The sequence below is a fragment of the Aeromonas dhakensis genome, assembly GCF_002285935.1.
Taxonomy (GTDB): domain Bacteria; phylum Pseudomonadota; class Gammaproteobacteria; order Enterobacterales; family Aeromonadaceae; genus Aeromonas; species Aeromonas dhakensis.
Map to the genome: position 1 here is coordinate 2,398,220 of NZ_CP023141.1, position 23,318 is coordinate 2,421,537.

Below are 23,318 nucleotides of genomic sequence, written 5' to 3' on the forward strand. Positions count from 1 at the left end.
TTACATCTTTTCCTGTTGTTCATAAGTTAATCCCGTTTTTTGAGCTTTATCCGCTGAAAAGCATAAGTAATTATTTTGAATACAGGTTTAAAGATATGTCTAACATGATCACCGGTACCGTTAAGTTTTTCAACGAAACCAAAGGTTTTGGCTTCATCCAGCAAGAAAACGGCCCGGACGTTTTCGTTCACTTCAGCGCCATCCAAGGTAACGGCTTCCGTACCCTGGCTGAAGGTCAGCGCGTACAGTTCTCTGTGACCCAAGGTCAAAAAGGCCCGCAGGCTGAGAACGTAACTGCTCTGTAATTCTTACAGAATTTAAGAAAGCCGTGGTGCCTTTGGGTTCCACGGCTTTTTGTTTATGGGCGTTTATCACCGTCCGTCGGTGTGAGGCGTGACCTTCTACTTCTGCATGTTGTGCCGACTATGCTGCCATCTCTTCTGCTCGCCGCCACTCTGATAACCTCCACCGATAAACAGGGGCCGAACCCCGTTGAGAAAGAGGCCATGGCCGTGTGCCAGCAGTTTGTGCAGGTGCGGGTGGGCGCTGGCAGGCTCCCGGACGAGATCAGGGCGCAGCCGTTGCCGCAACGGGCGGGGGAGTGGATGGTCGATGGCAAGATAAAAGGACCCGAAGGTCCTTTGCTGTTTGCCTGTCTGTTGCGTCAAGGGAAACGCTGGGAGCTGCTCAACTTTTCGCTGTGGGCTCCCAAGGCGGTCAAAGCGGTTTGAGTGCCACCAGCAGGTGCTGCAGGTGCTCGACCATGGTCATGCCGAATGGTGTCAGATAGCCGCCATCTTCCGCGCTGATGAGTCCCTGCTGGTGCAGGCGAACAGCCGCCTGGCAGAGTTCGTCGGACATGTCGCTGCGCAACTTGATCCCCAGGCTCATGTTGGCCGGATCAAAGCATGCCAGTATTTTCAAATCGTTTATAAACTCGCTGGAAACCTGGTCGATCCCGATCATGAATGCACTCCTTACGCTAAAGATGTATGCAAACTAGCACTCCCGGATCCACTTTAGTGGGCGCTGGCTCAAACTATTGGGCTTTATCTTTCCCTGGCGTGCTCGAACGCTGCTTTTTTGGCCGTCATCTGGCGAATCAATTGAGAATTGTTTGAGTCCGGCTTTGCGGCGTCAAACATGATAGGATAGGGCTTCCTTTGTCTATCTGGCCGATATTGTCTGTCGGCCCCCGGTTCAAGGCGCATTCCATGGTCAAGATCACACTGGTATCCCTGCTGCACACCCTGGGTTCCCGTTTTTCCGTCTACCCGGTCTCTCTGCTGTTGCCGCTGCTCGAGCAACATGAAGGGGATCTCTGGCTACCCGCCTGCAAGGGGGCTGATGTTGCCGCCCTGCGTCAGCATGGCAAGTGCGCAACCGCCCAGAGCCTGGCACCGCTGACGGCGGCCTGGTGTGACTTCGCGACCGGTGAAGAGGGGGCGACGCCTGAGCTGGACGCGCTGGCCAACTACGACAGCGAGATGATGGACAACCTGCAGATGTACTGGCACAGCCCGGCCAAGATCAACAGCTCGATCACCGACAACCTGTTCGAGCTGCGCCGCGAGGTGGTGGAAGAGGCTCATGGCGGCAAGCTGGCCGATGCCTGGGACAGCGCGCAGCAGGCTCGTCTTGCACAGATCCTGGCGGGGGCGAGGGCCGGTCGGGATCAGCTCTGCTTCGTCGAAGTGGAGGCGGCCTACTGGCTGCGCCAGCGCCTTGGCGAGATGGCGGAGATCGACCTGGTGACTCCTGAGCTCGGGTGAACCGGCTCAAAAATCGGTGACCGATCTCTCATACTGGACAAGGCGCCGGCAAGATGTGAACATGGCGCCCTTTATTGCACAAGAGACTTGACCGATGAGCTATGAACTGAGCGACACCGAGCGCAATGCAGCGCTGCAACTGAACGCGGACTACCGCTTTGATCACTTCATCAGCAAGCTGGTCGAGCACGAAGAGCTGTTCGTTCTGACCGACGAGCACGGCGTCATGATGCTGACCACCGACGATGAAGACTGCATCCCGGTATGGCCGCACCCGGAGTACGCCAAGGCGTGGGCCGAAGGGGAGTGGGCCGACTGTAAGCCGCAGTCCATCACCCTCAAGGTGTGGCTGGAGCGCTGGATTGACGGCATGGAGCAGGATGAGCTGTGCGTGGCCGTCTTCCCGACGCCGGATCAGGAAGGTATCGTGCTGGAGCCGGCCGACGTGGCCGACGCCATCGCCCAGAAGCAGGCCAAGCGCGGCTAAGCGCCTCCTGCCTCAGCAGCAACCCAGGTTGCAAAAAAGACCCCGCCATTGCGGGGTCTTTTTGTTGATGGCCTTGGCACACCCTGGCAAAGAGGCAGGCTGCGCAGGCCCCCTATTTCTGCTGATAGGTGGTGTCAACCAGGGTGACGGGTGGGAAGGGCTGGCCTGCCTTGATGGCGGCCCGGGTCTGCGCCTTGGTCTCTTCATCAATCCAGAACAGGCCGCCGTAGCTGTAGCCACTGTTGCTGCCGTCCAGCGGCCAGTAGAGCAGTTCGCTCTTGGGCGTCGCCGGCAACTTGGGCAGTTTTATCCAGCGCCAGGCCCCTTCCCGGGTGTAGGGCACCTGATAGGCGGGCATGAAGCTGGCCAGTTCATAGAGTCGCTGCTGGATCTGGCGCGACAGCGCCGCCTTTTTGGCGAAGTCGAACTCCTTGTCGTACTGCTCCACCAGGGCTGTGATGGCGTCGTCATTTATGTTCATGATGTTGTTGGTCTGCGGCTTGTTGGCGTTGACCTTGTGGAAATATTCCCAGTAGGCGGGATAGCGGCTGGTGCTCCAGCCCATCCAGGCGCTCTGGTGTTTCTTCTCCAGCATCGACTTGAAGCCGGCCGAGGCATCCATCAGGTTGAGCTCGAGGTTGAGCCCCGCCTTCTTGGCCTCTTCGCGCAGCAGGGTGAGGCGCTGGGCGTGCTCCGCCGTGGTGTAGGTGATGCTCAGGGTCAGCGGCTGGCCCTTGTCGTTTTGCAGGGTACCGTCGGGGCCGGGCTTGGTGAAACCGGCCTTGGCGAAGTACTGGCGCGCCAGCTCGGGGTCAAACGGGCGGGCCTTGAGCGCCGTGTTGGTGAACTCCCCCTGGCCTGAGCCGTAGCTGTTGAGGCGTTGATAGTCCCCCCGCAGCAGGGTGGTGAGCATCTTGTCGAGGTTGAGGGCATGCTGGATGCCGAGCCGCACATTGAGATCGCGCAGCAGCGGATCGGCGGTGTTGAGATAGAGCCCCATGGGGGACTGGGGGGTCTGGTTGTAGAACCAGTGTCGCTCGATATAACCCTGCTCGAACTCAGGCGTCCTGGTCTTGTCGTGCCACCAGTTGGGCATGACCAGCGGGAAGGTATCCAGCTCGCCGCGCAGGAAGTGCTGCCAGGCGATGTTCTGATCCCTGAGCACCTTGAGCTCTATCCGGTCCGGGTTGAAACGGTGCTGGAAGTAACGCTCGTCATTGCCCCACCAATCCTTGACCCGCTCGAAGGTGACCGACTTGCCCTTTTTCACCTCGCCAAGCTGGTAGGGGCCGGTCACCGGCAGCACCTTCCAGTTGTACTCCTTGACCCAGTCGGCGGTGATCTTGATGGCGTGGCTGGGGGCCGGGGTGAAGGGGAGGGATTCCAGCAGATCCTGGCGACTCTTGGCACTGCCGCTGGAGATGGCCAGGGTGTGGTCGTCAAACTTGGTGACGTCGCTTATCTGGGTGCTGTAGTAGTTGTTGTACCAGGGGTCGTTGATCTCCTTGCTGCGCAGCAGCTTGAGGGTGAACAGCCAGTCATCGGCAGTGACCGGTTGGCCGTCTGACCAGCGCGCCTTGGGGTTGATGCGCAGATAGAGGGTCTTGTGGTCGGGCCCAAAGGCCCATTCGTTGGCCAGCATGGGCATGGGATTGCCGGTGACGGGGTGGGTACTCAAGAGCGGCAGGTTGGTCTCCCGCACATAGCCGGCGAAGCCGCCGTTGGAGTCCGGACCGTACACCCGCAGGGTCAGCGGAAAACTGGTCATGAAGCCGCGAAAGGTGCCGCCCCGCTTGGCGGCCGGATCCGCGAACACCGGATCCGCGTTGTTGCTCTCCCACTTGAGGTCAGCGGGCAGGGTGGCGCTCCAGCCGTAGTGGCTCAGGCAGAGGGTCAGGGTGATGGCACTGGTGCGCAGAAGGCGCGGGATGATCCGGGGGCCGGCGGTGACTGTCGATGGCATGTCCTTGCTCTCCTGATGGCTGCGTCCTGCAGGCCATATGTTGATGATGCGAGCCCCGTTGGGGCTGGCTCATCATGAAAAGTTTCTCCGCCCCGGTCAATGGCGACGGGTAAATAAGCGTCAGGCGGCGGTCTGCGATTTGAACCAGCGCAGCCGCCCGCCCAGCAGATGCACCACAAACCCCAGCAGCACCAGGGCCGAGCCCAGCCACTGCAAGGGGGTGGGGTGCTCGTCCAGCAACAGGGCCGCCGCCACCATGCCGACGCAGGGCACCAGCAGGGAGAGGGGGGCCACCTGCGCCACCGGGTAGCGCATCAGCAGCCGTCCCCACAGGCCGTAGCCGAGCCAAGTGGCGACAAAGGAGAGATAGAGCACGCACAGGATCCCCTGCCAGCTGATGTTGAGCAGGCTGCTGGCCATCAGCTCAGGCCCCTCGAACAGCCAGGAGAGGGCGAAGAAGGGGAGGATGGGCACCAGCCCGCCCCAGGCGACCAGGCTTGGCAGAGAGGTCTTGTAACGCAGGCCGATCTGGCGATTGATGACATTGCCAAGGCCCCAGCAGGCGGCGGCGCAGAGGGTCAGCACGAAGCCGAGCAGGGTGAGATTGCCCTCGCCATGGGTGGCGATGAGGTAGAGCCCGGCCCCCGCCAGCGGCAGGGCCACCCAGTGGTGGGGTTGCCAGCGCTCCCCCAGCCAGATCATGGCGAACAGCAGGGTGAACACCACCTGGGATTGCAGTACCAGCGAGGCCATGCCCGCCGGCATGCCGAACTTCATGGCGCAGAACAGAAAGGAGAACTGCCCCAGGCTGATGGCACCGCCGTAGGCCAGCAGCCAGCGCCAGGGCATGGCGGGTCTGGGGACCAGCAGGATGGCGGGAAAGACCACCCCGACGAAGCGCAGCGCCCCCAGCAGCAGTGGCGGGATCCCCTCCAGCCCCCACTTGATGGCGACGAAGTTGAGCCCCCAGCAGAGGATGACCAGAGCGGCCAGAAACTTGTCCTTGGTGTGCATGTCACGTCCTTGAAAGAGTGGCCCTTGCCAGGCGGTGGCCAAAAGAGGACGAGCATACCCCAGCCTCGGTGGGCGCCGTCAAGCGGCCAGGCGGGGGAGTGACCCGGCAACGGGGGGCAAGGTGCGATTCAGGCGGTGACGCAGTGCACTGTGATGCCGCGCGCAGTCAGGGTGGATCGCATGGTGACGGGCAAGGCGTCGTCGGTGACCAGCACGCCGATCTGGTCCGGCGTGCCGAGCGGGCTCGGATGGATGGCGCCAAACTTGCTGCTGTCGGTGATGACCACATTGGTCACCCCCTTGGCCAGTACGCTGTTGACCACGTCGGCCCGCATCATGTCGCGGCCGGTGAAGCCCACCTCGGGGTGAAAGCCGTCCACCCCAATGAAGGCCTTGGAGAAGTGCACCTGCTCGATGCACAGCCGGGTCAGCGGCCCCACCACGCTCTCGCTCTGATGCTGGAACAGACCGCCGAGCAGCACCACCTGGGCCTGGGTGTCGCGCAGCAGATGGGCGATGTAGCTGCTGATGGTGATGATGGTGACCCGTTTGTGCAGGGCCAGATGACGGGCCAGCAGGGCGTTGGCGCTGCCCCCCTCGATAAAGACCGTCTCGCCATCCTCCACCAGCTGGGCGGCGCGCTCGGCGAGGCGCTCCTTGAGCAGGTAGTTGATGTTCATCCGGGCGTCGGGGTCGTCGCTCTCCAGCGCCATGGCCGAGCCGTGCACCCGCTTGAGCAGCCCCTGTTTTTCGAGGGCGGTCAGGTCGTTGCGCACCGTCACCTCCGAGACCCCGGTACGTTGGGAGAGATCGCTCACGCTCATCTTGCGGGCCTGATGGACCAGGGTGAGGATCAGTTGGTGGCGTGGGTTCATGGGACCTCGCTGGCTGGCAGTGGATAGCGGCAAGCCACCTCGCGGGTGGCTTGCCGGTCATAATGGGGCACAGCTGCCCCTGGTGGGGCCCGTCAGAGACTGTGCTCGGTGCGGGCGATGATATCATCTTGCGCATCGGGGGATAAGGCGGTGAAGAAGGCCGAATAGCCCGCCACCCGCACCACCAGATCCCGATACTGGTCGGGATGGGCCTTGGCGGCCAGCAGGGTTTCCCGCGAGACGATGTTGTACTGCACGTGCCACCCCTTGTGTACCTCGAAGAAGGTGCGCAGCAGGCTCATCAGCTTGGCCTTGTCCCGCTCGCTCTCGAGGCTGGCCGGGCTCAGCTTCTGGTTGAGCAGCACGCCGCCGAGGATGGCCGGGGTGGGCAGCTTGCCGAGGGAGTTGAACACCGCCGTGGGGCCGAGGCGATCCGAGCCCGACGCTGGGCTGGCCCCTTCCGCCAGCGGGGTGCGGGCGTGGCGGCCATCCGGGGTGGCCATGGTGGCCGCACCGAACGGCACGTTGGCCGAGATGGAGGAGGTACCCGCATAGTAGGTGCCGCCGATGGGGCCGCGGCCGAAACGGGTGTTGTGCAGCCCCTTGAGCTCGTCGATGTAGCTCTGGTAGGCCTGCACCAGCAGCAGGTCGACCTCGTCCAGATCGTTGCCATATTTGGGAGCTGCATTGGTGAGGCGCTGGCGCAGCTGCTCGCCCTCAAGCCCGGCAAAATCCTGCTCGAGCGCCTCGGCCAGCTCGCACTGATCCACCACCCCCTGCTCGAACACCAGTTTCTTCAGCGCCGCCAGGCTGTTGCCCAGGTTGGCGATCCCCACCTGCAGGCCGGAGACCCAGTCATAGACGGCGCCCCCCTGCTTGATGGTCTTGCCGCGCTCGATGCAGTCATTCACCAGGGCGCTGCAGAGGATGTCGTGGGCCTGGGCCTCCAGCACGCTGTCGACCACGCAGTCGATCTCGATGGATTTTCTGGTGAAGTAGCGCACCTGCTCGTCCCAGCGGGCCATCACCTCGTCGAAGTGGCCGAACGAGCCTGCCTTCAGTGACTGGGGCTGGGGCAGGAAGACCTTGCCGGTGGTGGCGTCACGGCCGCCATCGAGCGCCGCCAGCAGGATGCGGGCGAAGTTGATGAAGCTCATGCCGGTGCAGCGATAGCCCCACTTGCCAGGCACCGCGGTCTCGATGCAGCCGATGGCGGCGTAGTGGTGGGCATCCTCCTCACTCACCCCGAGCTTGATGAACTCGGGGATCACCACCTCGTCGTTGTTGAAGGCGGGCATGCCGAAGCCGCAGCGGATCACCTGGATGCAGGCGTCGAGGAAATCCTCGCTCATGCCGGCGTGGTAGCGCACCGAGAGGTTGGGTTGGGTCGAGCGCAGCTGGCCGCAGGACTCCAGAATCGTGTAGGAGAGGCCGTTGACCGCGTCGTGGGCTTTGCCATCCCGCCAGTTCTGGCCGCCGATGGTGACGTTCTGGTAGAGCGGACTGCCGGCGGAGGCCTTGGAGTGGGTGCCGGAGCGGATCTTGTTCACCTCCAGCAGCTTGAGCCAGCACCCTTGCAGCAGTTCGATGGCACGTGTGCGCGGCAGGGATTCCGACAATTCCACCTCGCGGCGATACCAGGGGTAGAGGTACTGGTCCATCCGGCCAAACGACACCGAGTGGCCGTTGGACTCGATCTGCAGGATGAGCTGGATGAAGTAGCAGAGCTGCAGCGCCTGCCAGAAGGTCTCGGGTGGCTGGTGGGCGATACGGGCGCAGTTGAGGGCGATGGTCTCAAGTTCGCCGCGGCGCTCGGGGCGCGGCTCCTGCTGCGCCAGTTCGTGGGCCAGCGCGGCGTAACGCTCGATGTGCTGGCTGACGGCATCGAAGGTGATGGCGACGGCCTGCAGGAACTGCTCGCGCTGCAGATCGGCCCAGTCTGCCAGATCGAGCCGGCCGCGCCGCTCGGCCACCCTGGCCTTGAGGCCGTCGAGACCGAGAGCAAGCAGCTGATCGTAATTGACTGCGAGGTGGGCATCCCCCGAGGTCATGTTGCCCTCGGCCTTGATGATGCCGCTCTCCAGCAGCCCCTTCTGCTCGTCGGTAAAGAGGCCGTAGCAGCGATCCTGCACCGTCTGGCCGCGCCAGAAGGGGGTGAGGGCGTGGATGGCCAGCTTGTCCGCCTCGCTCACCGCAAAGCCGGCGCCAGGTCTGTCCGCCAGCTCGTCTATCTCCTTCTCGATCCAGCCCACCGTGTATTCGGGAAAGAGCGGCGCCGCCCGCACCTGGCTCGCCTGGTTGCCGACGATGAGCTCGTCGTGCTTGATCCAGATGATGCGCTCCTTGAGGTGGTGGGCCAGCGCCAGGGCACGGCGCACCGGCAGCGGCCTTGCCAGGTGGGCCTGATAGGCCTCTGTATAGTGGCGGGCACGTTCGGTGCAGACCGGCGGCTGGACGATGTGGATCAGGCTCTCCTTGTGGGCGCGGATCCGCGGGGGCAGGGTGGTGAGGTCGAGCTGGGTCATGGTCTTATCCTCTGGTCATTGGGCAGCGAATGGCTGATGTCATGGGGTGTTGCTAGCCCCGGGTGAGCGGGGTCAGCCCCTGCGCACGGGCACACTCATGGGCAAAGGCGAGCAGTGCCGGGTCATCGAGTGGCTGCAGGGGGGCCAGATAGGGTTGGTCGAGCAGGGCGTATTTGCCCACGCCCAGGGTGTGGTAGGGGAGAAAGTGGATCTCCTGTACCGTGCCGAGGCTGGCGGCGGCCTGGGTGATGGCCTCGATGGAGGCGTGGTCGGCATTGAAACCGGGGATGAGCGGCACCCGGATCTGCATGGCCACGCCGCGTTCGGCCAGCCGCTTGAGGTTGGCCAGCGGCAGGGCGACCTTGCCGCGGGTCCAGTCGAAGAAGCGTTTCTCATCCACATGCTTGAGATCCGCCAGCAGCAGGTCGAGGTGGGGGAGGCTGGGTTCAATCTGGTGCCAGGGCACGTGCAGGCAACTTTCCACCGCGGTATGCAGCCCCTCGGCCTTGCAGCGGGCCAGCAGGCTGGCGGCAAATGCGGGCTGCATGAAGGGCTCGCCGCCGGAGAGGGTGACCCCGCCGCCGCTGCGCTCGAAGAAGGGGCGATCCCGCAAGATGGTGGCCATCAGGGTGTCCAGGCTCTCCTCCCGGCCGCACACCTGCAGCGCTTCGCTGGGGCAGAGGCCGCGCAGCCGTTCCACATCCTGATTGCCGAGGGATGAGCGGGTGAGCTGGACACCCTGGCTGTCACGCAAGATTGCCGGGCAGGCGTCGCTGCAGAGCCGGCATCCCTCGATGCATTGGCGCCGGTCGAGTAGTATGTCCGGCTTGGGAGAGCGGCTTTCCGGGTTTTGACACCAGCGACAGGCCAGCGAGCACCCCTTGAGAAACACCAGGGTGCGAATGCCGGGGCCATCGTGGGTTGAATAGCGTTGCAGGTCGAAAATCATACCGCCTCCTTTTGTTTTTGCATTCTATTTTCTTTCGTTCGAAAGTTGATTTGATTTTGATCAACTAAATTGCGGATGTTATCTCGCTAGAATGGCGACAGATTGCACATCCCCTTAAGGAGTCAGAGATGGAGCTTTATCTCGATACTGCCGATGTGGCTGCGGTGCGCCGCTGGTCACGGATCCTGCCGCTGGCCGGCGTCACCACCAACCCGTCCATTACCGCTGCCGGTGGCATGCCGCTGGCCGAGCTGCTGCCTGCCCTGCGGGAGGCGCTGGGTCCCAAGGCGCGGCTGTTTGCCCAGGTGATGGCCAAAACCGAGACCGAGATGGTGCGCGAGGCATTTGCCCTGCGTGAGCTGGATCGGGACCTGGTGATCAAGATCCCGGTATGTGAAGAGGGGCTGGCGGCCATCAAGACCCTGACGGCCAACGGGGTGCCGACCCTGGGCACGGCGGTCTATACCCCGCTGCAGGGCTGGCTGGCGGCGGTGGCGGGGGCCGAATACGTGGCGCCCTACGTCAACCGGCTGGATGCCCAGGGGGGCGATGGCATCGCCACCGTGCAGGAGCTGCAACAGCTGCTGGCGCTGCACGCGCCGCACAGCAAGGTGCTGGCGGCATCGTTTCGCACCCCGCGCCAGGCCCTCGACTGCCTGCTGGCGGGTTGCCAGTCCATCACATTGCCGCTCGATGTGGCCGAACAGCTGCTGCGGGTGCCGGCGGTGGACGCGGCGCTGGCGAAGTTTGATCAGGATTGGCAGCGGGCGTTTGCCTGAGCCTGTTTGAAGGCCGGATGATGAAGGGGCGGCAGGCGGGCTAAGCTAGAAGAGAGGGCCCGCTGTGACGGGCCGCTATCGATGGCTGATCGGAGGTGCCCCATGAGCGACCATACCCTGCTGCCCCACGGTGAAGATCTGCGCCGCGCCGTGCGCTGGCTCAGCGAGCACCATCAACACGACATCCGGGCCATCGAAGAGGCCTGCATCCGCTTCGATCTGTCGCCGCTGGATGAGGAGTTCCTCATCCAGCACTGCACCGAGCGGTTGCGGGAAGGGGGTGCCGACTAGACGAAGTTGGCGAGGTTGATGCCGAACTCCTTGGGATCGACCGTGCTCTCGATGGTCTCCTGCACCCCGTTCTTGGCCAGATCCAGCCACTGCACCTCGAGGTAGTGGCGTTGGGTTCCGTGATAGATCACCTTCACCACCGGTTTGAGCGGCTCATGGGGATTGCGCTGCATGACGATGGCCAGCCGCTGGTTGGAGAGCTGCACCAGGGTACCCACCGGATAGACCCCCATGCACTTGATGAACTTGGTGACCAGCTCGGCATCGAAGTGGTGGTTGATCCCCTTGAGCAGAATGCGAAAGGCCTGGGTCGGCTGCATCCCCTGCTTGTAGACACGATCCGCGGTGACGGCGTCATAGACATCGACGATGCCGCTCATGCGGGTATAGAGCGAGAGCTGCTCGCCCTTGAGCCGCTGCGGGTAACCGGTGCCGTCGAGCCGTTCGTGATGGTTGGCGGCCACCTCCAGCATGGTGGCGGTGATGCCGGGGGTGTTGCTCAGGATCTCGTAGCTGTGCACCACGTGCTGGCGCATGACGGCAAACTCCTCGTCGGTGAGCTTGCCCGGTTTGTTCAGCACCTCGTCCGGGGTCATGATCTTGCCCACGTCGTGCAGCAGGCCGCCCAGGGTCAGCTCCTTGAGCACGCTGCGATCCAGGTCCAGATAGCGGCCGAAGTTCGCCAGCAGGATGGCGACGTTCATGGAGTGCTCCATCAGGTAGGCATCCTTGGCGCGAATGCGGGCCAGACAGAGCATGGCGTCGCCGTGGGTGAACATGGTGTCCACCATCTCCTCGGCCACTGCCGCCAGCGGCGTGATGTCGATGGGCTCCCCCGCCTTGAGGTGGCGGATGAACTTGCCCTGCAGCTCGCGAGCCTCCTGATAAAGCCGGCGGATCTTGAGCTCGCGCCCCTCGCCGTTGCCACTGCCGGAGGGACGTTGTGAGCTGGTCGCAGAGACGGCGGGCTGGGGGGAGATGACCTGCTCGATGCCGGGCAGCTTGCTGCGGGCGAGATCGACCCGCACCGTGAGTACGCCGCGCCTGACCAGATCGTTGATCTGCTGACGGGTGGTCACCAGCCCCATCTGGGCAATCTCCATGCCGCCGGTCTGGCTGGTAATGGCGATCACGTACATGCCGGGTTGCAGCTGGTTGACGGGGATAACGGGATGAGGAGTGTGCGACTTCATACGGCTTCCTGACATTATTATTATGCGTGACGTTAGGCCCTCTGTTGGCAGTCTAACACCGGCGCCCGGGTTCGTCATGGCGACATGCTGGCCGGCCTTGGCGCTTAGTGCTGGAGTTGTCGGCCCCGGCCGATATAATGACGCCCCTTTCTTGATGGACTCTGAGGTTGTGCATGCGGCTCGATAAATTTCTTTGCGATTGTTCCGACTTGACCCGCTCGCTGGCGGGCAAACTGATCCGGCAGGGAGAGGTGATGGTGGACGGCATCGTGGTCAAGCAGCCCGCCTTCCACATCAACGAGCAGAGCCAGATCGAGTTCGACGGCGTCACCCTGACTCTGGATCAGCGCAACCGCTACTTCATGCTGCACAAGCCGGAAGGGTATGTCTGCTCCAACGAGGATCCGGATCACCCCACCGTCTTCTTCCTGATGGACGAGCCGGCCATGGGCAAGCTGCACGTGGTGGGGCGGCTCGATCTCGACACCACAGGTCTGGTGCTGGTGACCGATGACGGCCAGTGGTCCCATCGCATCACCTCTCCCCGTCACGAGTGCGCCAAGACCTACCACGTCTGGTTGGCCGATCCGGTGAGCCCGGATGCCATTGCGCTGTTTGCCGAAGGGGTGCTGCTGCGCAGCGAGACCGAGAAGACCCGGCCGGCCCAGCTGGAGATCCTGGGGGAGTGCGAGGCGCGCCTCACCATCCACGAGGGCAAGTACCATCAGGTGAAGCGGATGTTTGCCGCCATCGGCAACAAGGTGGTGGGGCTGCACCGGGAGCGGGTGGGAGATCTGGTGCTGGACGACGATCTGGCGCCGGGCGAATATCGCGAGCTGACCGTCGACGAAATCGCCCGCTTCTGATCGCCAGGAGTCAGTGGCCGCTGGCGCCCAGCACCAGCACGGTCCCCAGGGTGGCCAGCAGGGTGCCGGCCCAGGCGGCGGCGGACGGCCGCTCGCCCGAGTGCCACCACAGCAGTGGCAGCAAGATGACGGGGGTGGTGGAGGAGAGGATGGCCACCATGCCCACATCCCCCTGTTTCAGGGCCACCAGGATCAGCGTCATGCCGAGCGCCATGGCGAGGAATCCGTTGAGGGCTATCATGCCGAAGATGCGACGGTTGATGGGATGCAGCGGCTTGCTCAGTGGCAGCCCGGTCATGCGTAGGGCGCAGTGAGCCAGCAGGGCACTGCCCATCCTGACGCCGGAGGCGCTCACCGCATCGACGTCGCCGCTCATCATCACCGGCTTGGCGATGATGGCGCCCAGGCTCTGGCAGAGGGCGGCGGTCAGCCCCAGCGCGACCCCGGCTGCCAGGCTGCCCCGTATTTTTTCCCATTCGCTGCCGCTGCTGCGCCGACCAAACAGAATGGCCAGCATGACGCCGACAAACACCAGCATGGCGCCAGCCAGCCGGGAACCGGTCAACTGCTCGTTGAACAGCCAGAGCCCGAGCAGCGCGGAAAACAGCGCATGGCAAGAAAACAGCAGACCGCTGCGACGGGGACCCAGCCGGTTCATGCAGGCGTAGAGGGCGGTATCGCCGATGAAGATGCCGATGAGGCCCGAGATGGCCAGCAGGGGGAGGGCGCTGCCCGAGAGGGTATGCCAGCCGCCGGTCAAGAGACTCATGCTGCCGAGCATCAGGCTGACCAGGCACATCCGCCAGCGGCTGTAGGCAAATGGCCCCAGATGACGAGCCGGTTTGACGGAAATCAGGGCCGCTACTGCCCATAAACTGGCCGCTGCCAGCGCCAGCCACTCATACCCCATAAAAACTCCTGAAAAAAATAGCCCGAGAGACTCCATCTCTTGGGCAAGCCCGATACAATACGGGGCGTCTTCGGGGATAACAAGCGCGGCATCATGCATTCGTATCCAGGCGCGCCGCCGGCCTTCCCCCTTTCCTGAAATAAGTGCATTGAACGAGGTTTATGTCATGGTTTACCGCTTAGTACGCCGGCCGGCACCACGCTGGCTCTCCCCCTTGCTGATGGGGCTGCTGCTGACCCCGCCGCTGCAGGCGACCACGGTATCCCAGGATCCCGCGTTGTCGGATCGCCAGACCCTGGTCAAGGGCAATGGCGCCGAGCCCGAATCCCTCGACCCGGCCCAGATCCGCTCCGGCTTCCCCGGTGAAGTTGTGCTGGTGGACCTGTTTGAAGGGCTGGTGAGCGAAGATGGTCAGGGGCGGATCGTGCCGGCCCAGGCCCAGCGCTGGGAGACCAGTGCAGACGGACTGGTCTGGCGTTTCTTCCTGCGCCCGCAGCTCAAGTGGTCCAACGGCGAGCCGCTCACCGCCACCGATTTCGTCTATGCCTGGCGTCGTCTGCTGGACCCCGCCCAGGCTTCCCCCTCTGCCGGCCTGCTGCTGGCAACCGGCATCAACAATGCCCAGTCCATCTATGCCGGTGCGCTCGATCTCAACACCCTGGGGGTGGAAGCCGAGAGCGAGCAGATCCTGAAAGTGACGCTGGAGCGGCCGGTTCCCTACTTCCTGCAACTGATAAGCCAGCGCCCCTTCGTGCCGGTCAACGAGAAAGCCATCAGCCAGTTCGGCAAGCAGTGGACCCAGCCCGGCAAGCTGGTCAGCAACGGCGCCTACAAGCTGGTGAACTGGGTACCGAACGAGCGCATCGAGGCGGAGCGCAACGTGCAGTACTGGGATGATGCCCACACCCGGATCCAGCGGGTGACCTATCTGCCGCTCGCCTCCCAGCATGCCGAACGGCTGCGCTACGAGGCGGGGGAGATCCAGCTCACCAACAAGGTGGCGCTGGAGTATTACCAGAAAACCAGAGAGGCAACCCCCGAGCGGATCTGGGGTCTGCCGCTGCTGGGCACCTACCTCTACACCTTCAACCTGCGCCGCCCTGAACTGCAGGACGTGCGGGTGCGCCAGGCACTGGCCATGACCATCGATCGTCATCTGTTGACCGAGAAGGTCAGCGGGCAGGGCGAGCAACCCGCCTGGTCGCTGCTGCCCGGCATGCCGGGCTACGAGGCGTTGAGCTCTCCACTGGCCCTGCAGGATCAGCCGACCCGGCTGGCCAGGGCGGCCGCGCTGCTGGCCCAGGCCGGCTATGACAGCCAGCATCCTCTCAAGCTGACGCTCACCTACAACACTTCTGAGAATCACAAGAAGCTGGCGCTGGCCGTCGCATCCATGTGGAAGCCGCTGGGGGTCGAAGTGACGCTCAACAACATGGAGTGGAACGCCTATCAGGTGGCCAAAGACAGCGGCGATTTCATGCTGGCCCGCTCCTTCCTGTTCGGGGATTACGTGGAGCCCTCAGCCATGCTCAACAGCTTCCGCTGCCAGGATCCCCAGAACGAGAGCGGTTACTGCAACCCGGCCTTCGACGGCCTGCTGCAACAGGCGGCCGATACCCTGGATGGCAATGCCAGAAGCGGGATCTACCACCAGGCAGAGCAGTTGCTGATGGACGAGATGCCGGCCATCCCCGTCTATCACTACAACCAGATGCGACTGGTGGATCCTACCCTGCGCGGCCTGCCGGTGCAGAACCTGAAAGGGGCGATCGCCACCAAGGATCTCTACTTCAGTCAGCAGTAAGGAGCTCGCCATGAAGATTGCCATTCTTTCCGACCTGCACGGCAGCCTGAGTGCGCTGGAGCAGGTACTCGACCAGCTCGCCCCCTGGCAGCCGGATCACTATCTGCTGCTCGGCGATCTGCTCAATCACGGCCCGCGTAACCCGGTGCCGCCTGGCTATGCCCCTGCGGCCGTGGCCGAGCGGCTCAACGGGCTGGCCTCCCACATCATGGCGGTGCGTGGCAACTGTGATTCGGAAGTGGATCAGATGCTGCTGGATTTTCCCATCACCGCCCCTTACAACCAGCTGCTGGTGGATGGCCGGCGCTGGTTCGTCAGTCATGGCCATCTCTATCAACCTGCCGAGGTGCCGCTGCCTGCCGGCAGCCTGTTCATCAGCGGTCACACCCATCTGCCCGTGCTGCAGCGGGAAGGGGAGCTGGTGCTGATGAACCCGGGATCCATCTGTTTTCCACGCGGCAATCTGGCGGCAAGTTATGGCCGCTACGAGGATGGGGTGCTCGGCATTCACGCCTGTGCGGACAGCGAAGTACTGTTGCAGCTGGCGCTGTAAAAAAGAGAAGGGGGATGGTTGTGCTGCGGGGCAGCCTGTCGTCGTAACGGGGGAGGTCAGGCCTTGATGCCGATGGAGCGGGTACCGGAGCGGGTATTGCCCTTGGCGTCATAGGTCAGGGAGTTGCGATCCCGCAGCTTGCTCAGGTAGCTTGCCAGCCGGCGGTTGGAGACGATGCTGAGCTCGAGCAGGCGCCCGTTCAGATCGTTCTGTTCCTGGCAGGCATCGAGTTTCTCACGCAGGGTGCGCATCTGCTCGGGGTAGGCGTTCAGTTGCTGTTTCAGGTCGGGCAGCAGTGCCATGGCCTTGTCCAACTCTTCAATATCGGCAAGCAGCTTCTGCTTGTGCTCTGCCAGCTCGGGCAGCGCCAGTGCCTGGTGCTGCTTGAGCAGGTTGAACTCCTCCTCCAGCAAGCCCTGCATCTGGGAGAGGTAGTCGTCTTGGGTGTGCAGCAGCGAAGGTAAATCCATCATCCCAGCAACTTGTCGAGGTTGGATTCAAAACTGAACATCTTCTTGGCCACAGCTTCGCTGTCGACCCGATATTCACCATTGGCCACGGCTTTCTTCAGGCTCTCGACCCGGCTTTCATTGCCGGTGGAGGCTGAGTTGAGGTTCTTCTGCATCTGTTGCAATTGCTGCGCCTCGCTGGTCAGAGAGACGGAGTCGGTCTTGACGGCCGCCGCACGGTTGTCGGAGGACGAGGTCGCTGGTTTGGTGCTGGCACCCTGGCTGCTACCGGTATTTTGCAACCGATTGTTCGCCAAGTTGTTGATATTGTTAATAGCCATAGTGTTTACCTTCGCCTGCTTTGCTGTTCGCTTACCTGTTTATCGGTGGCTGCCGTCATAACTTTAGAAAAAAAGTGATCCGAAAATACTCAGAAGGTGACCACCACGGAGCCAACTGCGTTGACTTTTCCCTGCACCGTTTTGCCTGACCGGATATTGACGAGCCTGATCATGTCTCCGAAGCTGCCATCTTGCAAGGCTCGGGCCATGGTTTTGATTTGCATGCTGCTATTTTCTGCGCTGAGGGTCACCTGGTCACCCTTGCAGACGACGCAGACCTGGCTGAGCCGGATAGGCTGGCCCGGCTTGAGTTCCCGTTTGCTGCGAACGCCGATGAGGGCCGTGGTATCGCTGAGATAGTCGCCGCGGATCAGGGTCTGATCCTGGTAGGCCTGTGTCAGCACGCTCTCGCTGAGGATGTCGCCCTTGGCCACCGGCGTGGAGACGGTCACATACGGCTTCTGTATGCTGATCCGCACCGGCAGGTAGAGATCCCAGGGTTTCTCCTCCTCACATTTGAGGTAGACGGTGGTATTGCGGCGGATCTCCATCTTGGCGGGCAGGGTGATGGACAGATGCTCTTCGCAGCGACTCAGGGGCAGACGTTCATCGATGGAAGCGGCCTGCACCTGTGCCTGGGCGTCGAGGGGGACATCGAGCTGGCCGAGCACAAATTCCTGCGCCTTTTCTTGCAAGTAACTGGTCACCTCGGATGCCGTGGCGTGAGAAATGCCGCAAAACAGCAGTAAGGTGAGGAAAAGTCTACTAATCATTTTCGCTCGCAGGCCGATAAGTTGTTCACGTATATCACCATATTTAACTATGCTTGCTTCAGAATTCGTTCGTAGTGACATCGACAGTCTGACGCAAGCCAACACGCATGCATGATTAATGCCAAGCGTTTTTAGGGAGTGTTTATGGCCAGTATCCTGGACTCGGTCAACCAACGTACCCAGCTGGTGGGGCAAAACCGGCTGGAATTGTTGTTGTTTCGTCTCAACGGACGTCAAAGATTTGGCATCAACGTATTCAAGGTTCGTGAAGTGTTGCAGTGTCCTCCCTTGACCGTCATGCCCAAGTTAAACTCCTGCATTCGCGGGGTGGCCCACATTCGTGGCCAGACGATCTCCGTCATCGATCTGAGCATGGCGATGGGCAAGCGTCCTATCGAGGATCTGACCAAGTGTTTCATCATCATTTCTGAATACAACCGCTCCATTCAGGGTTTTCTGGTGCACTCGGTGGAGCGCATCATCAACATGAACTGGGAGTCCATTCTGCCCCCGCCGAAAGGGGCGGGGCGCATCAACTACATGACGGCCGTCACCGAGGTGGATGGGGAGCTGGTCGAGATCCTGGACGTGGAGCGCATCCTCAACGAGATTTCGCCGGTGTCGACCGAAGTGAGTCAGGAGCTGGTGGAGGCCAGCGTAGAACACCCGACCCTGGGACGTCCGGTGCTGGTGGCCGATGACTCTTCCGTGGCCCGCAAGCAGGTGCAGCGCGCCCTCGAAGCCATCGGGGTACAGTGCGTGCTGGCCAAGGATGGACGCGAAGCGCTCAACATGTTGCTGGAGATGTCCAAAAACGGTCCCATCAAGGATCAGATCGCCCTGGTGATTTCGGACATCGAGATGCCGGAGATGGATGGATATACTTTCACGGCAGAGATCCGCAACAATCCCAATCTCAAGGACTTACATGTTATTCTGCACACATCCCTCAGTGGGGTGTTCAATCAGGCCATGGTGCAGAAAGTTGGTGCGAACAATTTCATTGCCAAATTCCAGCCGGATGAATTGGCCAAGGCCGTACAAGGCGCACTCTAATCAAGAAGAACAAACTGCATGAAGACACTTTCGGACGACTTATACAAACAATTCAGCAATTTTCTGGCGGTACAGAGCGGAATCGTGCTGGGTGACAACAAACAGTATCTGGTCAAGAGTCGGCTTTCACCCTTGATGACTCAGTTTGGTATTGAGAGTCTGTCTGATCTGGTTACTCGAGCGATGAGTGTGCGTGAGCGTGACCTGAAAATGGCAGTGGTTGATGCCATGACCACCAACGAAACCCTGTGGTTTCGCGATACCTATCCCTTCCAGCTGCTGACCGACAAGATCTTTCCCGAGCTGGGCAAGAGCGGTCGGCCCATCAAAATCTGGTCTGCGGCCTCTTCCTCCGGACAGGAGCCCTATTCCATCGCCATGACGGCGCTGGAACAGCAGATGAAGAAGCCCGGCACCTTGCCAGGTGGCGTCCAGATCGTGGGGACAGACATCTCGACCACCATGCTCAATCAGTGCAAGGAGGGGGTATACGACAGCCTGGCACTGGCCCGTGGTCTGTCGCCCGAGCGCAAGAAGCTGTTCTTCGAACCCTATGGTGACAACAAGATGCGGGTGGTGGAGCGTGTCAGAAAATTGACCACCTTCCGGCCCTTGAACCTGCTGGAGAGCTACAGCCTGCTTGGCAAGTTTGACATCATCTTCTGTCGCAACGTACTCATCTACTTTGCCCCGGAAGTGAAGTCCAAGATCCTCAACCAGTTTGCAGCCAGCCTCAATCCTGGCGGCTACCTGATGTTGGGGGCTTCCGAGTCGCTGGCCGGTTTGACCGACAGGTTCGAGATGATCCGCTGCAACCCCGGCATCGTCTACAAGGTTAAATGATCCCCGCTTAAATCCCTCTTTGGCACACCTCTTGCTAATAATTTCTCAAGCAGGAGGTGTGCTATGGCAATTTCATTCGACAAGGCATTTGGTATCCATCAATACACGCTGAGCGTTCGCTCCAAGCGTGCCGAGGTGTTGTCCAGCAACATTGCCAACGCGGATACCCCTGGCTTCAAGGCCAGAGACATCAACTTCTCGCAAGCATTGGAAGAGGCCCAGCAACATCAGGGCTTCGGCCTTGCCACGACCAGCGAGAAGCACTTTGCCCTGCAGATGGATGCGCCTGGCGTGACGCAGTACCGCAATCCCCTGCAGCCGGATACCGGTGATGGCAACACGGTGGACGTGCAGCAGGAGCGCAGCGAGTTCTTGCGCAACAGCCTTGAATACCAGACCTCCCTTGAATTTATGAACAGCAAGATCAGTGGCCTGCTGAAGGCCTTGAAAGGAGAACAGTGATGAGTTTGTTCAAGGTCTTTGACATTGCAGGCTCGGCCATGAGTGCACAGTCTGTTCGACTCAACACGGTAGCCAGCAACATGGCCAACGCCGACAGCGTGAGCTCCAGCGTGGAAAAAACTTACCATGCCAGGCGGCCAATCTTTGCCGCCCAGCTGGATCAGGCCATGTCGGACAAGCAGGCGTCGGCCGGGGTTGAAGTGAAGGGCATTGTCGAGAGCGATGCCCCTCTGCTCAAGGAGTACAACCCCAACCACCCCATGGCAGACAAGGATGGCTTCATCTTCAAGCCAAACGTCAACATGGTGGAAGAGATGGCGGACATGATCAACGCCTCGCGCAGCTATCAAACCAACGTGCAGGTGGCCGATTCTGCCAAGAAGATGCTGCAGCAGACGCTCAACCTCGGCAAGTCCTGACAGGGGGACGCATAAATGGCAGATACAACCAGTGGTGTGAACGGTATTGGCTATACCTCCACCCAGACCACAGGCACGACCACCACTCCGAAGAAGGAGCTGGATCAGGAGTCGTTCCTGAAGCTGCTGACCATGCAGCTCTCCTATCAGGATCCGTTCAAACCGGTGGACAACGCCCAGATGCTTTCCCAGATGACGTCCATGTCGACGTCCCAGGGGATCAGCAGCCTGTCGAACCAGATTGGCAGCCTCAATACCTTGATGACCTCCAGCCAGGCGCTGCAGGCGTCGGCACTGGTGGGGCAAAACGTCTTGCTGCAGAGCAACGTCGGCTACCTGGAAAAAGATGGCTCTTTGCCGGGTGTGGTCGCAGTGGGCACAGAAAACAAGTATTCGAACGTCAAGATCACCATCGAAGACGAGAGCGGACAGGTCATCAAGGAGTTTCCTCTGGAAGGTGATCAGAAGGGCAACGTCGAAATTGTATGGGATGGCAAGGACAAGAACGGAAACCCGGCCAAAGAGGGCAAATACACCCTCAAGGCAAACGGTACCGTGGACGGTAAGTCGGAGAGTGTGCCGATCTTTGCCTACGGCAAGGTCGACAGCGTGATCCTGGGTTCGGCCAGCAATCCGACCCAGCTCAATTTGAAAGGCCTCGGTACAACAAGCTTGAACAGTATCTTGCAGATTGCAGGTACGGTGAAAACACCATCAACCACCACGCCAACAGCATCGATCTAAGGAGCTGGATATGTCATTTAACAATGCCTTGAGCGGTGTCAACGCGGCACAAAAAGATCTGAACGTTACCGCCAACAACATTGCCAACGTCAATACCACGGGCTTTAAAGAGTCTCGTGCCGAGTTTGCGGACGTCTACGCCAACTCCATCTTCGTCAATGCCAAGACTCAGGTCGGCAACGGTGTGGCAACGGGGGCGGTGGCGCAGCAGTTCCATCAGGGAGCGCTGCAATTCACCAACAACGCCCTTGATCTGTCCATCCAGGGCAACGGCTTCTTCGTGACGTCGGACGGTCTGACCAATCTGGATCGTACCTTTACCCGGGCTGGGGCCTTCAAGCTCAATGAAAACAGCTATATGGTCAACAATCAGGGCAACTATCTGCAAGGTTATGAAATCAACACGGATGGGACACCCAAGGCGGTCAGCATCAACGCCACCAAGCCGATTCAAATTCCGGATCGGGCGGGCGAGCCCAAAATGACCGAGCTGGTGGAAGCCAGTTTCAACCTGAGTATCGAGTCGAAAACCAAACCGACGTCACCGGCTGCGTTTGATCACACCAACTCGGCCACCTTCGCCCACTCAACTTCCGTGACGATTTATGATTCGCTGGGTGCCCCCCACGTGATCACCAAATATTTTGTTCGCCACGAGGATCCGGCTGCCCCGGGCACGCCGCTGACCCCGGGTACCTGGAGCATGTACATGTATGAGGGGGACAAGCCTATCGACATCGCTGGTGGTTCACCCAGCCCGGCCGCAGGTGTCCCCACCGGCGTCCAGATGACGTTTACCTCCGGCGGCAAACTGGATACAACGCTGACCGTTCCGGCAGATCCGATCAAAACCGTTGCGCTTGGTACTGCAGCCGGGATTATCACCAACGGTGCCGACCCCACCCAGACACTGGAGATCCGTCTCGGCGACGTGACGCAATACAGCTCGCCTTTCAACGTCACCAAGCTGACCCAGGATGGCGCCACTGTCGGTAATCTGACCAAGGTGGAGATCACGCCGGATGGTATTGTGTCGGCGACCTACAGCAATGCAACTACGTTGAAGGTTGCCATGGTGGCACTTGCCAAGTTCGCCAATTCGCAAGGATTGACCCAGGTCGGCGATACCTCCTGGCGCCAGTCTCTGCTCTCTGGCGATGCGCTGCCAGGCACCCCCAATTCGGGCACCCTGGGCAGCATCAAGTCCTCTGCGCTGGAGCAGTCCAACGTGGATTTGACCTCCCAGCTGGTCAACCTCATCACGGCGCAGCGCAACTTCCAGGCCAACTCCCGTTCGCTGGAAGTGAACAGCTCCCTGCAGCAGACCATACTGCAGATCCGTTAAGTCTGGTTGCATGCACGACAAGGGGCGCTTCGGCGCCCCTTTTTATTGCCTGTTGTTGCGGGTGATTGCGGCGGTAACTGACAAGCTTGATGGGGATTGGCATTCAAATTGCAGTTCCTCTGCCAGAGTCATCAGTTTGACGGAGGATCCCATGGATCACTTGCTATACATCGCCATGTCCGGGGCCAAGGAAAGCATGAACAGCCTGGCTGTTCGAAGCAACAACCTGGCCAACGCCAACACCACCGGCTTCAAGTCTGACTTCGAGCAGGCGCGCAGCATGCAGGCGTTTGGCGAAGGACTGCCCACCCGGGTGTTCGCCATGGCGGAGCGGCCTGGGCAGAACCTGCAGCACGGCATGCTGATGACCACGGGTCGGGATCTTGACGTTGCCGTCGACGGCCCGGGCTGGATTGCAGTGCAGGATCCCAAGGGCGGTGAAGCCTATACCCGCATGGGTAACCTGCAGCTCAGTGCCACCGGCAATCTGCAGACCTCCACCGGCCTGAACGTGGTGGACGATGGCGGTCAGCCTATCGTGCTGCCGCTGCCGATGGAGAAGATCGAAATCAACCGGGACGGCACCATCAGCGGCCGGCCGGAGGGGGCCGCTCCCAACCTGCCGGAGGAGTACCAGCGCATCAAGCTGGTCAACCCGGCAGCCGATGCGGTGGAGAAGGGGCAGGATGGCCTGTTCCGTCGCAAGGATGGCCAGAATGAAGCGGCGTCGGCCAATGTGGGCCTCATCGCCGGCTCCCTCGAGGGGAGCAACGTCAACGTGGTCGATGAAATGACCAACCTTATTCGCTTGCAACGTCAGTTCGAAACCCAGGTCAAAATTATGAAGACCGCGGAAGAGAATGACGAGGCCCAAACCCAGCTGCTGCGTATCAGCTAACCAAGGA

The 23,318-nt window shown here is 61.2% G+C and carries 27 protein-coding genes; 16 read left to right on the forward strand and 11 right to left on the reverse strand.

Translation table 11 applies throughout. From position 1 onward, the window contains the following. Positions 1-95: 95 nt before the first annotated feature. Complete coding sequence (locus tag CK627_RS11480) at positions 96-305, forward strand: cold-shock protein (protein ID WP_005302803.1); 210 nt, start codon at positions 96-98, stop codon at positions 303-305. Between the two features lie 120 nt (positions 306-425). Then, positions 426-731, forward strand: a complete 306-nt coding sequence (locus tag CK627_RS11485; RefSeq protein ID WP_095592393.1) for a hypothetical protein — start codon at positions 426-428, stop codon at positions 729-731. Here the strand turns inward: CK627_RS11485 and CK627_RS11490 are convergent. Beyond that, positions 718-966 (reverse strand): TIGR02647 family protein, encoded by a 249-nt coding sequence (locus CK627_RS11490; RefSeq protein WP_095592394.1) that lies wholly within the window; start codon positions 964-966, stop codon positions 718-720. The two genes, CK627_RS11485 and CK627_RS11490, sit on opposite strands and share 14 nt — an antisense overlap. Before the next feature lie 248 nt (positions 967-1,214). On the opposite strand from CK627_RS11490, the gene CK627_RS11495 reads away from it, so the two are divergent. After that, positions 1,215-1,772: a hypothetical protein gene (locus CK627_RS11495; protein ID WP_095592395.1), complete on the forward strand. Its 558-nt coding sequence runs from the start codon at positions 1,215-1,217 to the stop codon at positions 1,770-1,772. Between the two features lie 94 nt (positions 1,773-1,866). Further along, positions 1,867-2,259 (forward strand): DUF2750 domain-containing protein, encoded by a 393-nt coding sequence (locus CK627_RS11500; RefSeq protein ID WP_005302792.1) that lies wholly within the window; start codon positions 1,867-1,869, stop codon positions 2,257-2,259. A 112-nt stretch (positions 2,260-2,371) separates the two neighbouring features. On the opposite strand, the gene CK627_RS11505 is transcribed toward CK627_RS11500, so the two are convergent. From CK627_RS11505 to CK627_RS11525, 5 genes are all read right to left on the reverse strand, one after another. Then, positions 2,372-4,222, reverse strand: a complete 1,851-nt coding sequence (locus tag CK627_RS11505) for an extracellular solute-binding protein (protein WP_095592396.1) — start codon at positions 4,220-4,222, stop codon at positions 2,372-2,374. A 120-nt stretch (positions 4,223-4,342) separates the two neighbouring features. Then, positions 4,343-5,236, reverse strand: a complete 894-nt coding sequence (locus CK627_RS11510; RefSeq protein ID WP_005302790.1) for an EamA family transporter — start codon at positions 5,234-5,236, stop codon at positions 4,343-4,345. Positions 5,237-5,364: 128 nt separating this feature from the next. Then, positions 5,365-6,111, reverse strand: coding sequence for a DeoR/GlpR family DNA-binding transcription regulator (locus CK627_RS11515; RefSeq protein ID WP_095592397.1), 747 nt, complete (start codon positions 6,109-6,111; stop codon positions 5,365-5,367). 92 nt (positions 6,112-6,203) lie between these two features. Then, positions 6,204-8,636: a formate C-acetyltransferase/glycerol dehydratase family glycyl radical enzyme gene (locus CK627_RS11520; RefSeq protein WP_095592398.1), complete on the reverse strand. Its 2,433-nt coding sequence runs from the start codon at positions 8,634-8,636 to the stop codon at positions 6,204-6,206. 52 nt (positions 8,637-8,688) lie between these two features. Beyond that, entirely contained in the window at positions 8,689-9,585 is an 897-nt protein-coding gene (locus CK627_RS11525; protein WP_095592399.1) for a glycyl-radical enzyme activating protein, read from the reverse strand. A gap of 128 nt (positions 9,586-9,713) precedes the next feature. Here CK627_RS11525 and fsa point away from each other — a divergent pair, with 128 nt between their 5' ends. After that, a complete protein-coding gene (fsa, locus tag CK627_RS11530) occupies positions 9,714-10,364 on the forward strand; it encodes a fructose-6-phosphate aldolase (protein WP_005302782.1) in 651 nt (216 codons plus the stop codon). Between the two features lie 102 nt (positions 10,365-10,466). Next, positions 10,467-10,655, forward strand: coding sequence for a hypothetical protein (locus CK627_RS11535; protein ID WP_095592400.1), 189 nt, complete (start codon positions 10,467-10,469; stop codon positions 10,653-10,655). Here CK627_RS11535 and CK627_RS11540 read toward each other — a convergent pair. Beyond that, entirely contained in the window at positions 10,652-11,848 is a 1,197-nt protein-coding gene (locus CK627_RS11540; protein ID WP_017765631.1) for a cyclic di-GMP phosphodiesterase, read from the reverse strand. The two genes, CK627_RS11535 and CK627_RS11540, sit on opposite strands and share 4 nt — an antisense overlap. Positions 11,849-12,021: 173 nt before the next feature. On the opposite strand from CK627_RS11540, the gene rsuA reads away from it, so the two are divergent. After that, positions 12,022-12,714, forward strand: a complete 693-nt coding sequence (rsuA, locus tag CK627_RS11545; RefSeq protein ID WP_010633459.1) for a 16S rRNA pseudouridine(516) synthase RsuA — start codon at positions 12,022-12,024, stop codon at positions 12,712-12,714. Positions 12,715-12,724: 10 nt separating this feature from the next. On the opposite strand, the gene CK627_RS11550 is transcribed toward rsuA, so the two are convergent. Next, entirely contained in the window at positions 12,725-13,624 is a 900-nt protein-coding gene (locus tag CK627_RS11550; protein WP_095592401.1) for a DMT family transporter, read from the reverse strand. A gap of 166 nt (positions 13,625-13,790) precedes the next feature. Between CK627_RS11550 and CK627_RS11555 the strand changes: the two genes are divergently transcribed. Further along, on the forward strand, positions 13,791-15,428 hold the full coding sequence (locus CK627_RS11555) for a peptide ABC transporter substrate-binding protein (protein ID WP_095592402.1): 1,638 nt from the start codon (positions 13,791-13,793) through the stop codon (positions 15,426-15,428). A gap of 10 nt (positions 15,429-15,438) precedes the next feature. Beyond that, positions 15,439-15,981, forward strand: coding sequence for a phosphodiesterase (gene yfcE, locus CK627_RS11560; protein ID WP_095592403.1), 543 nt, complete (start codon positions 15,439-15,441; stop codon positions 15,979-15,981). Between the two features lie 56 nt (positions 15,982-16,037). Here the strand turns inward: yfcE and CK627_RS11565 are convergent, their stop codons facing one another. The 3 genes from CK627_RS11565 to flgA form a co-directional block, all read right to left on the reverse strand. Next, the gene (locus tag CK627_RS11565) at positions 16,038-16,454 is read right to left on the reverse strand and encodes a flagella synthesis protein FlgN (RefSeq protein WP_162519921.1); all 417 of its coding nucleotides are present in this window, start codon (positions 16,452-16,454) and stop codon (positions 16,038-16,040) included. Beyond that, positions 16,451-16,771, reverse strand: coding sequence for a flagellar biosynthesis anti-sigma factor FlgM (gene flgM / locus CK627_RS11570; protein ID WP_005302771.1), 321 nt, complete (start codon positions 16,769-16,771; stop codon positions 16,451-16,453). Before flgM ends, CK627_RS11565 begins: the two co-directional genes overlap by 4 nt. Positions 16,772-16,860: 89 nt before the next feature. Further along, positions 16,861-17,466, reverse strand: a complete 606-nt coding sequence (gene flgA, locus CK627_RS11575; protein ID WP_010633464.1) for a flagellar basal body P-ring formation chaperone FlgA — start codon at positions 17,464-17,466, stop codon at positions 16,861-16,863. A 222-nt stretch (positions 17,467-17,688) separates the two neighbouring features. On the opposite strand from flgA, the gene CK627_RS11580 reads away from it, so the two are divergent. The 7 genes from CK627_RS11580 (at position 17,689) to flgF (ending at position 23,311) form a co-directional block, all read left to right on the forward strand. Further along, complete coding sequence (locus tag CK627_RS11580; protein WP_005302769.1) at positions 17,689-18,600, forward strand: chemotaxis protein CheV; 912 nt, start codon at positions 17,689-17,691, stop codon at positions 18,598-18,600. Positions 18,601-18,618: 18 nt separating this feature from the next. After that, positions 18,619-19,443, forward strand: a complete 825-nt coding sequence (locus CK627_RS11585) for a CheR family methyltransferase (protein ID WP_095592404.1) — start codon at positions 18,619-18,621, stop codon at positions 19,441-19,443. A 63-nt stretch (positions 19,444-19,506) separates the two neighbouring features. Continuing rightward, entirely contained in the window at positions 19,507-19,905 is a 399-nt protein-coding gene (gene flgB, locus CK627_RS11590; protein ID WP_005302767.1) for a flagellar basal body rod protein FlgB, read from the forward strand. After that, the gene (gene flgC, locus CK627_RS11595; protein ID WP_005302766.1) at positions 19,905-20,324 is read left to right on the forward strand and encodes a flagellar basal body rod protein FlgC; all 420 of its coding nucleotides are present in this window, start codon (positions 19,905-19,907) and stop codon (positions 20,322-20,324) included. The genes flgB and flgC overlap by 1 nt, the downstream gene beginning before the upstream one ends. Positions 20,325-20,339: 15 nt before the next feature. Continuing rightward, positions 20,340-21,068: a flagellar hook assembly protein FlgD gene (locus CK627_RS11600; RefSeq protein WP_005302765.1), complete on the forward strand. Its 729-nt coding sequence runs from the start codon at positions 20,340-20,342 to the stop codon at positions 21,066-21,068. Positions 21,069-21,078: 10 nt separating this feature from the next. Further along, positions 21,079-22,413, forward strand: coding sequence for a flagellar hook protein FlgE (flgE, locus tag CK627_RS11605; RefSeq protein ID WP_017778565.1), 1,335 nt, complete (start codon positions 21,079-21,081; stop codon positions 22,411-22,413). A 151-nt stretch (positions 22,414-22,564) separates the two neighbouring features. Next, on the forward strand, positions 22,565-23,311 hold the full coding sequence (gene flgF, locus CK627_RS11610) for a flagellar basal-body rod protein FlgF (protein WP_005302763.1): 747 nt from the start codon (positions 22,565-22,567) through the stop codon (positions 23,309-23,311). The last annotated feature ends 7 nt before the right edge of the window (positions 23,312-23,318 follow it).

Bases quoted from the DNA above. Each gene is read 5' to 3' on its own strand.
- rsuA (WP_010633459.1), top strand. From the start codon at position 12,022: ATGCGGCTCGATAAATTTCTTTGCGATTGTTCCGACTTGACCCGCTCG.
- CK627_RS11580 (WP_005302769.1), top strand. From the start codon at position 17,689: ATGGCCAGTATCCTGGACTCGGTCAACCAACGTACCCAGCTGGTGGGG.
- fsa (WP_005302782.1), top strand. From the start codon at position 9,714: ATGGAGCTTTATCTCGATACTGCCGATGTGGCTGCGGTGCGCCGCTGG.
- flgM (WP_005302771.1), bottom strand. From the start codon at position 16,771: ATGGCTATTAACAATATCAACAACTTGGCGAACAATCGGTTGCAAAAT.
- CK627_RS11525 (WP_095592399.1), bottom strand. From the start codon at position 9,585: ATGATTTTCGACCTGCAACGCTATTCAACCCACGATGGCCCCGGCATT.
- flgB (WP_005302767.1), top strand. From the start codon at position 19,507: ATGGCAATTTCATTCGACAAGGCATTTGGTATCCATCAATACACGCTG.
- CK627_RS11535 (WP_095592400.1), top strand. From the start codon at position 10,467: ATGAGCGACCATACCCTGCTGCCCCACGGTGAAGATCTGCGCCGCGCC.
- CK627_RS11550 (WP_095592401.1), bottom strand. From the start codon at position 13,624: ATGGGGTATGAGTGGCTGGCGCTGGCAGCGGCCAGTTTATGGGCAGTA.
- CK627_RS11485 (WP_095592393.1), top strand. From the start codon at position 426: ATGCTGCCATCTCTTCTGCTCGCCGCCACTCTGATAACCTCCACCGAT.
- CK627_RS11480 (WP_005302803.1), top strand. From the start codon at position 96: ATGTCTAACATGATCACCGGTACCGTTAAGTTTTTCAACGAAACCAAA.
- flgC (WP_005302766.1), top strand. From the start codon at position 19,905: ATGAGTTTGTTCAAGGTCTTTGACATTGCAGGCTCGGCCATGAGTGCA.
- yfcE (WP_095592403.1), top strand. From the start codon at position 15,439: ATGAAGATTGCCATTCTTTCCGACCTGCACGGCAGCCTGAGTGCGCTG.
- CK627_RS11540 (WP_017765631.1), bottom strand. From the start codon at position 11,848: ATGAAGTCGCACACTCCTCATCCCGTTATCCCCGTCAACCAGCTGCAA.
- CK627_RS11585 (WP_095592404.1), top strand. From the start codon at position 18,619: ATGAAGACACTTTCGGACGACTTATACAAACAATTCAGCAATTTTCTG.
- CK627_RS11495 (WP_095592395.1), top strand. From the start codon at position 1,215: ATGGTCAAGATCACACTGGTATCCCTGCTGCACACCCTGGGTTCCCGT.
- CK627_RS11515 (WP_095592397.1), bottom strand. From the start codon at position 6,111: ATGAACCCACGCCACCAACTGATCCTCACCCTGGTCCATCAGGCCCGC.
- CK627_RS11510 (WP_005302790.1), bottom strand. From the start codon at position 5,236: ATGCACACCAAGGACAAGTTTCTGGCCGCTCTGGTCATCCTCTGCTGG.
- CK627_RS11520 (WP_095592398.1), bottom strand. From the start codon at position 8,636: ATGACCCAGCTCGACCTCACCACCCTGCCCCCGCGGATCCGCGCCCAC.
- CK627_RS11555 (WP_095592402.1), top strand. From the start codon at position 13,791: ATGGTTTACCGCTTAGTACGCCGGCCGGCACCACGCTGGCTCTCCCCC.
- CK627_RS11490 (WP_095592394.1), bottom strand. From the start codon at position 966: ATGATCGGGATCGACCAGGTTTCCAGCGAGTTTATAAACGATTTGAAA.
- CK627_RS11600 (WP_005302765.1), top strand. From the start codon at position 20,340: ATGGCAGATACAACCAGTGGTGTGAACGGTATTGGCTATACCTCCACC.
- CK627_RS11565 (WP_162519921.1), bottom strand. From the start codon at position 16,454: ATGATGGATTTACCTTCGCTGCTGCACACCCAAGACGACTACCTCTCC.
- flgE (WP_017778565.1), top strand. From the start codon at position 21,079: ATGTCATTTAACAATGCCTTGAGCGGTGTCAACGCGGCACAAAAAGAT.
- CK627_RS11500 (WP_005302792.1), top strand. From the start codon at position 1,867: ATGAGCTATGAACTGAGCGACACCGAGCGCAATGCAGCGCTGCAACTG.
- CK627_RS11505 (WP_095592396.1), bottom strand. From the start codon at position 4,222: ATGCCATCGACAGTCACCGCCGGCCCCCGGATCATCCCGCGCCTTCTG.
- flgF (WP_005302763.1), top strand. From the start codon at position 22,565: ATGGATCACTTGCTATACATCGCCATGTCCGGGGCCAAGGAAAGCATG.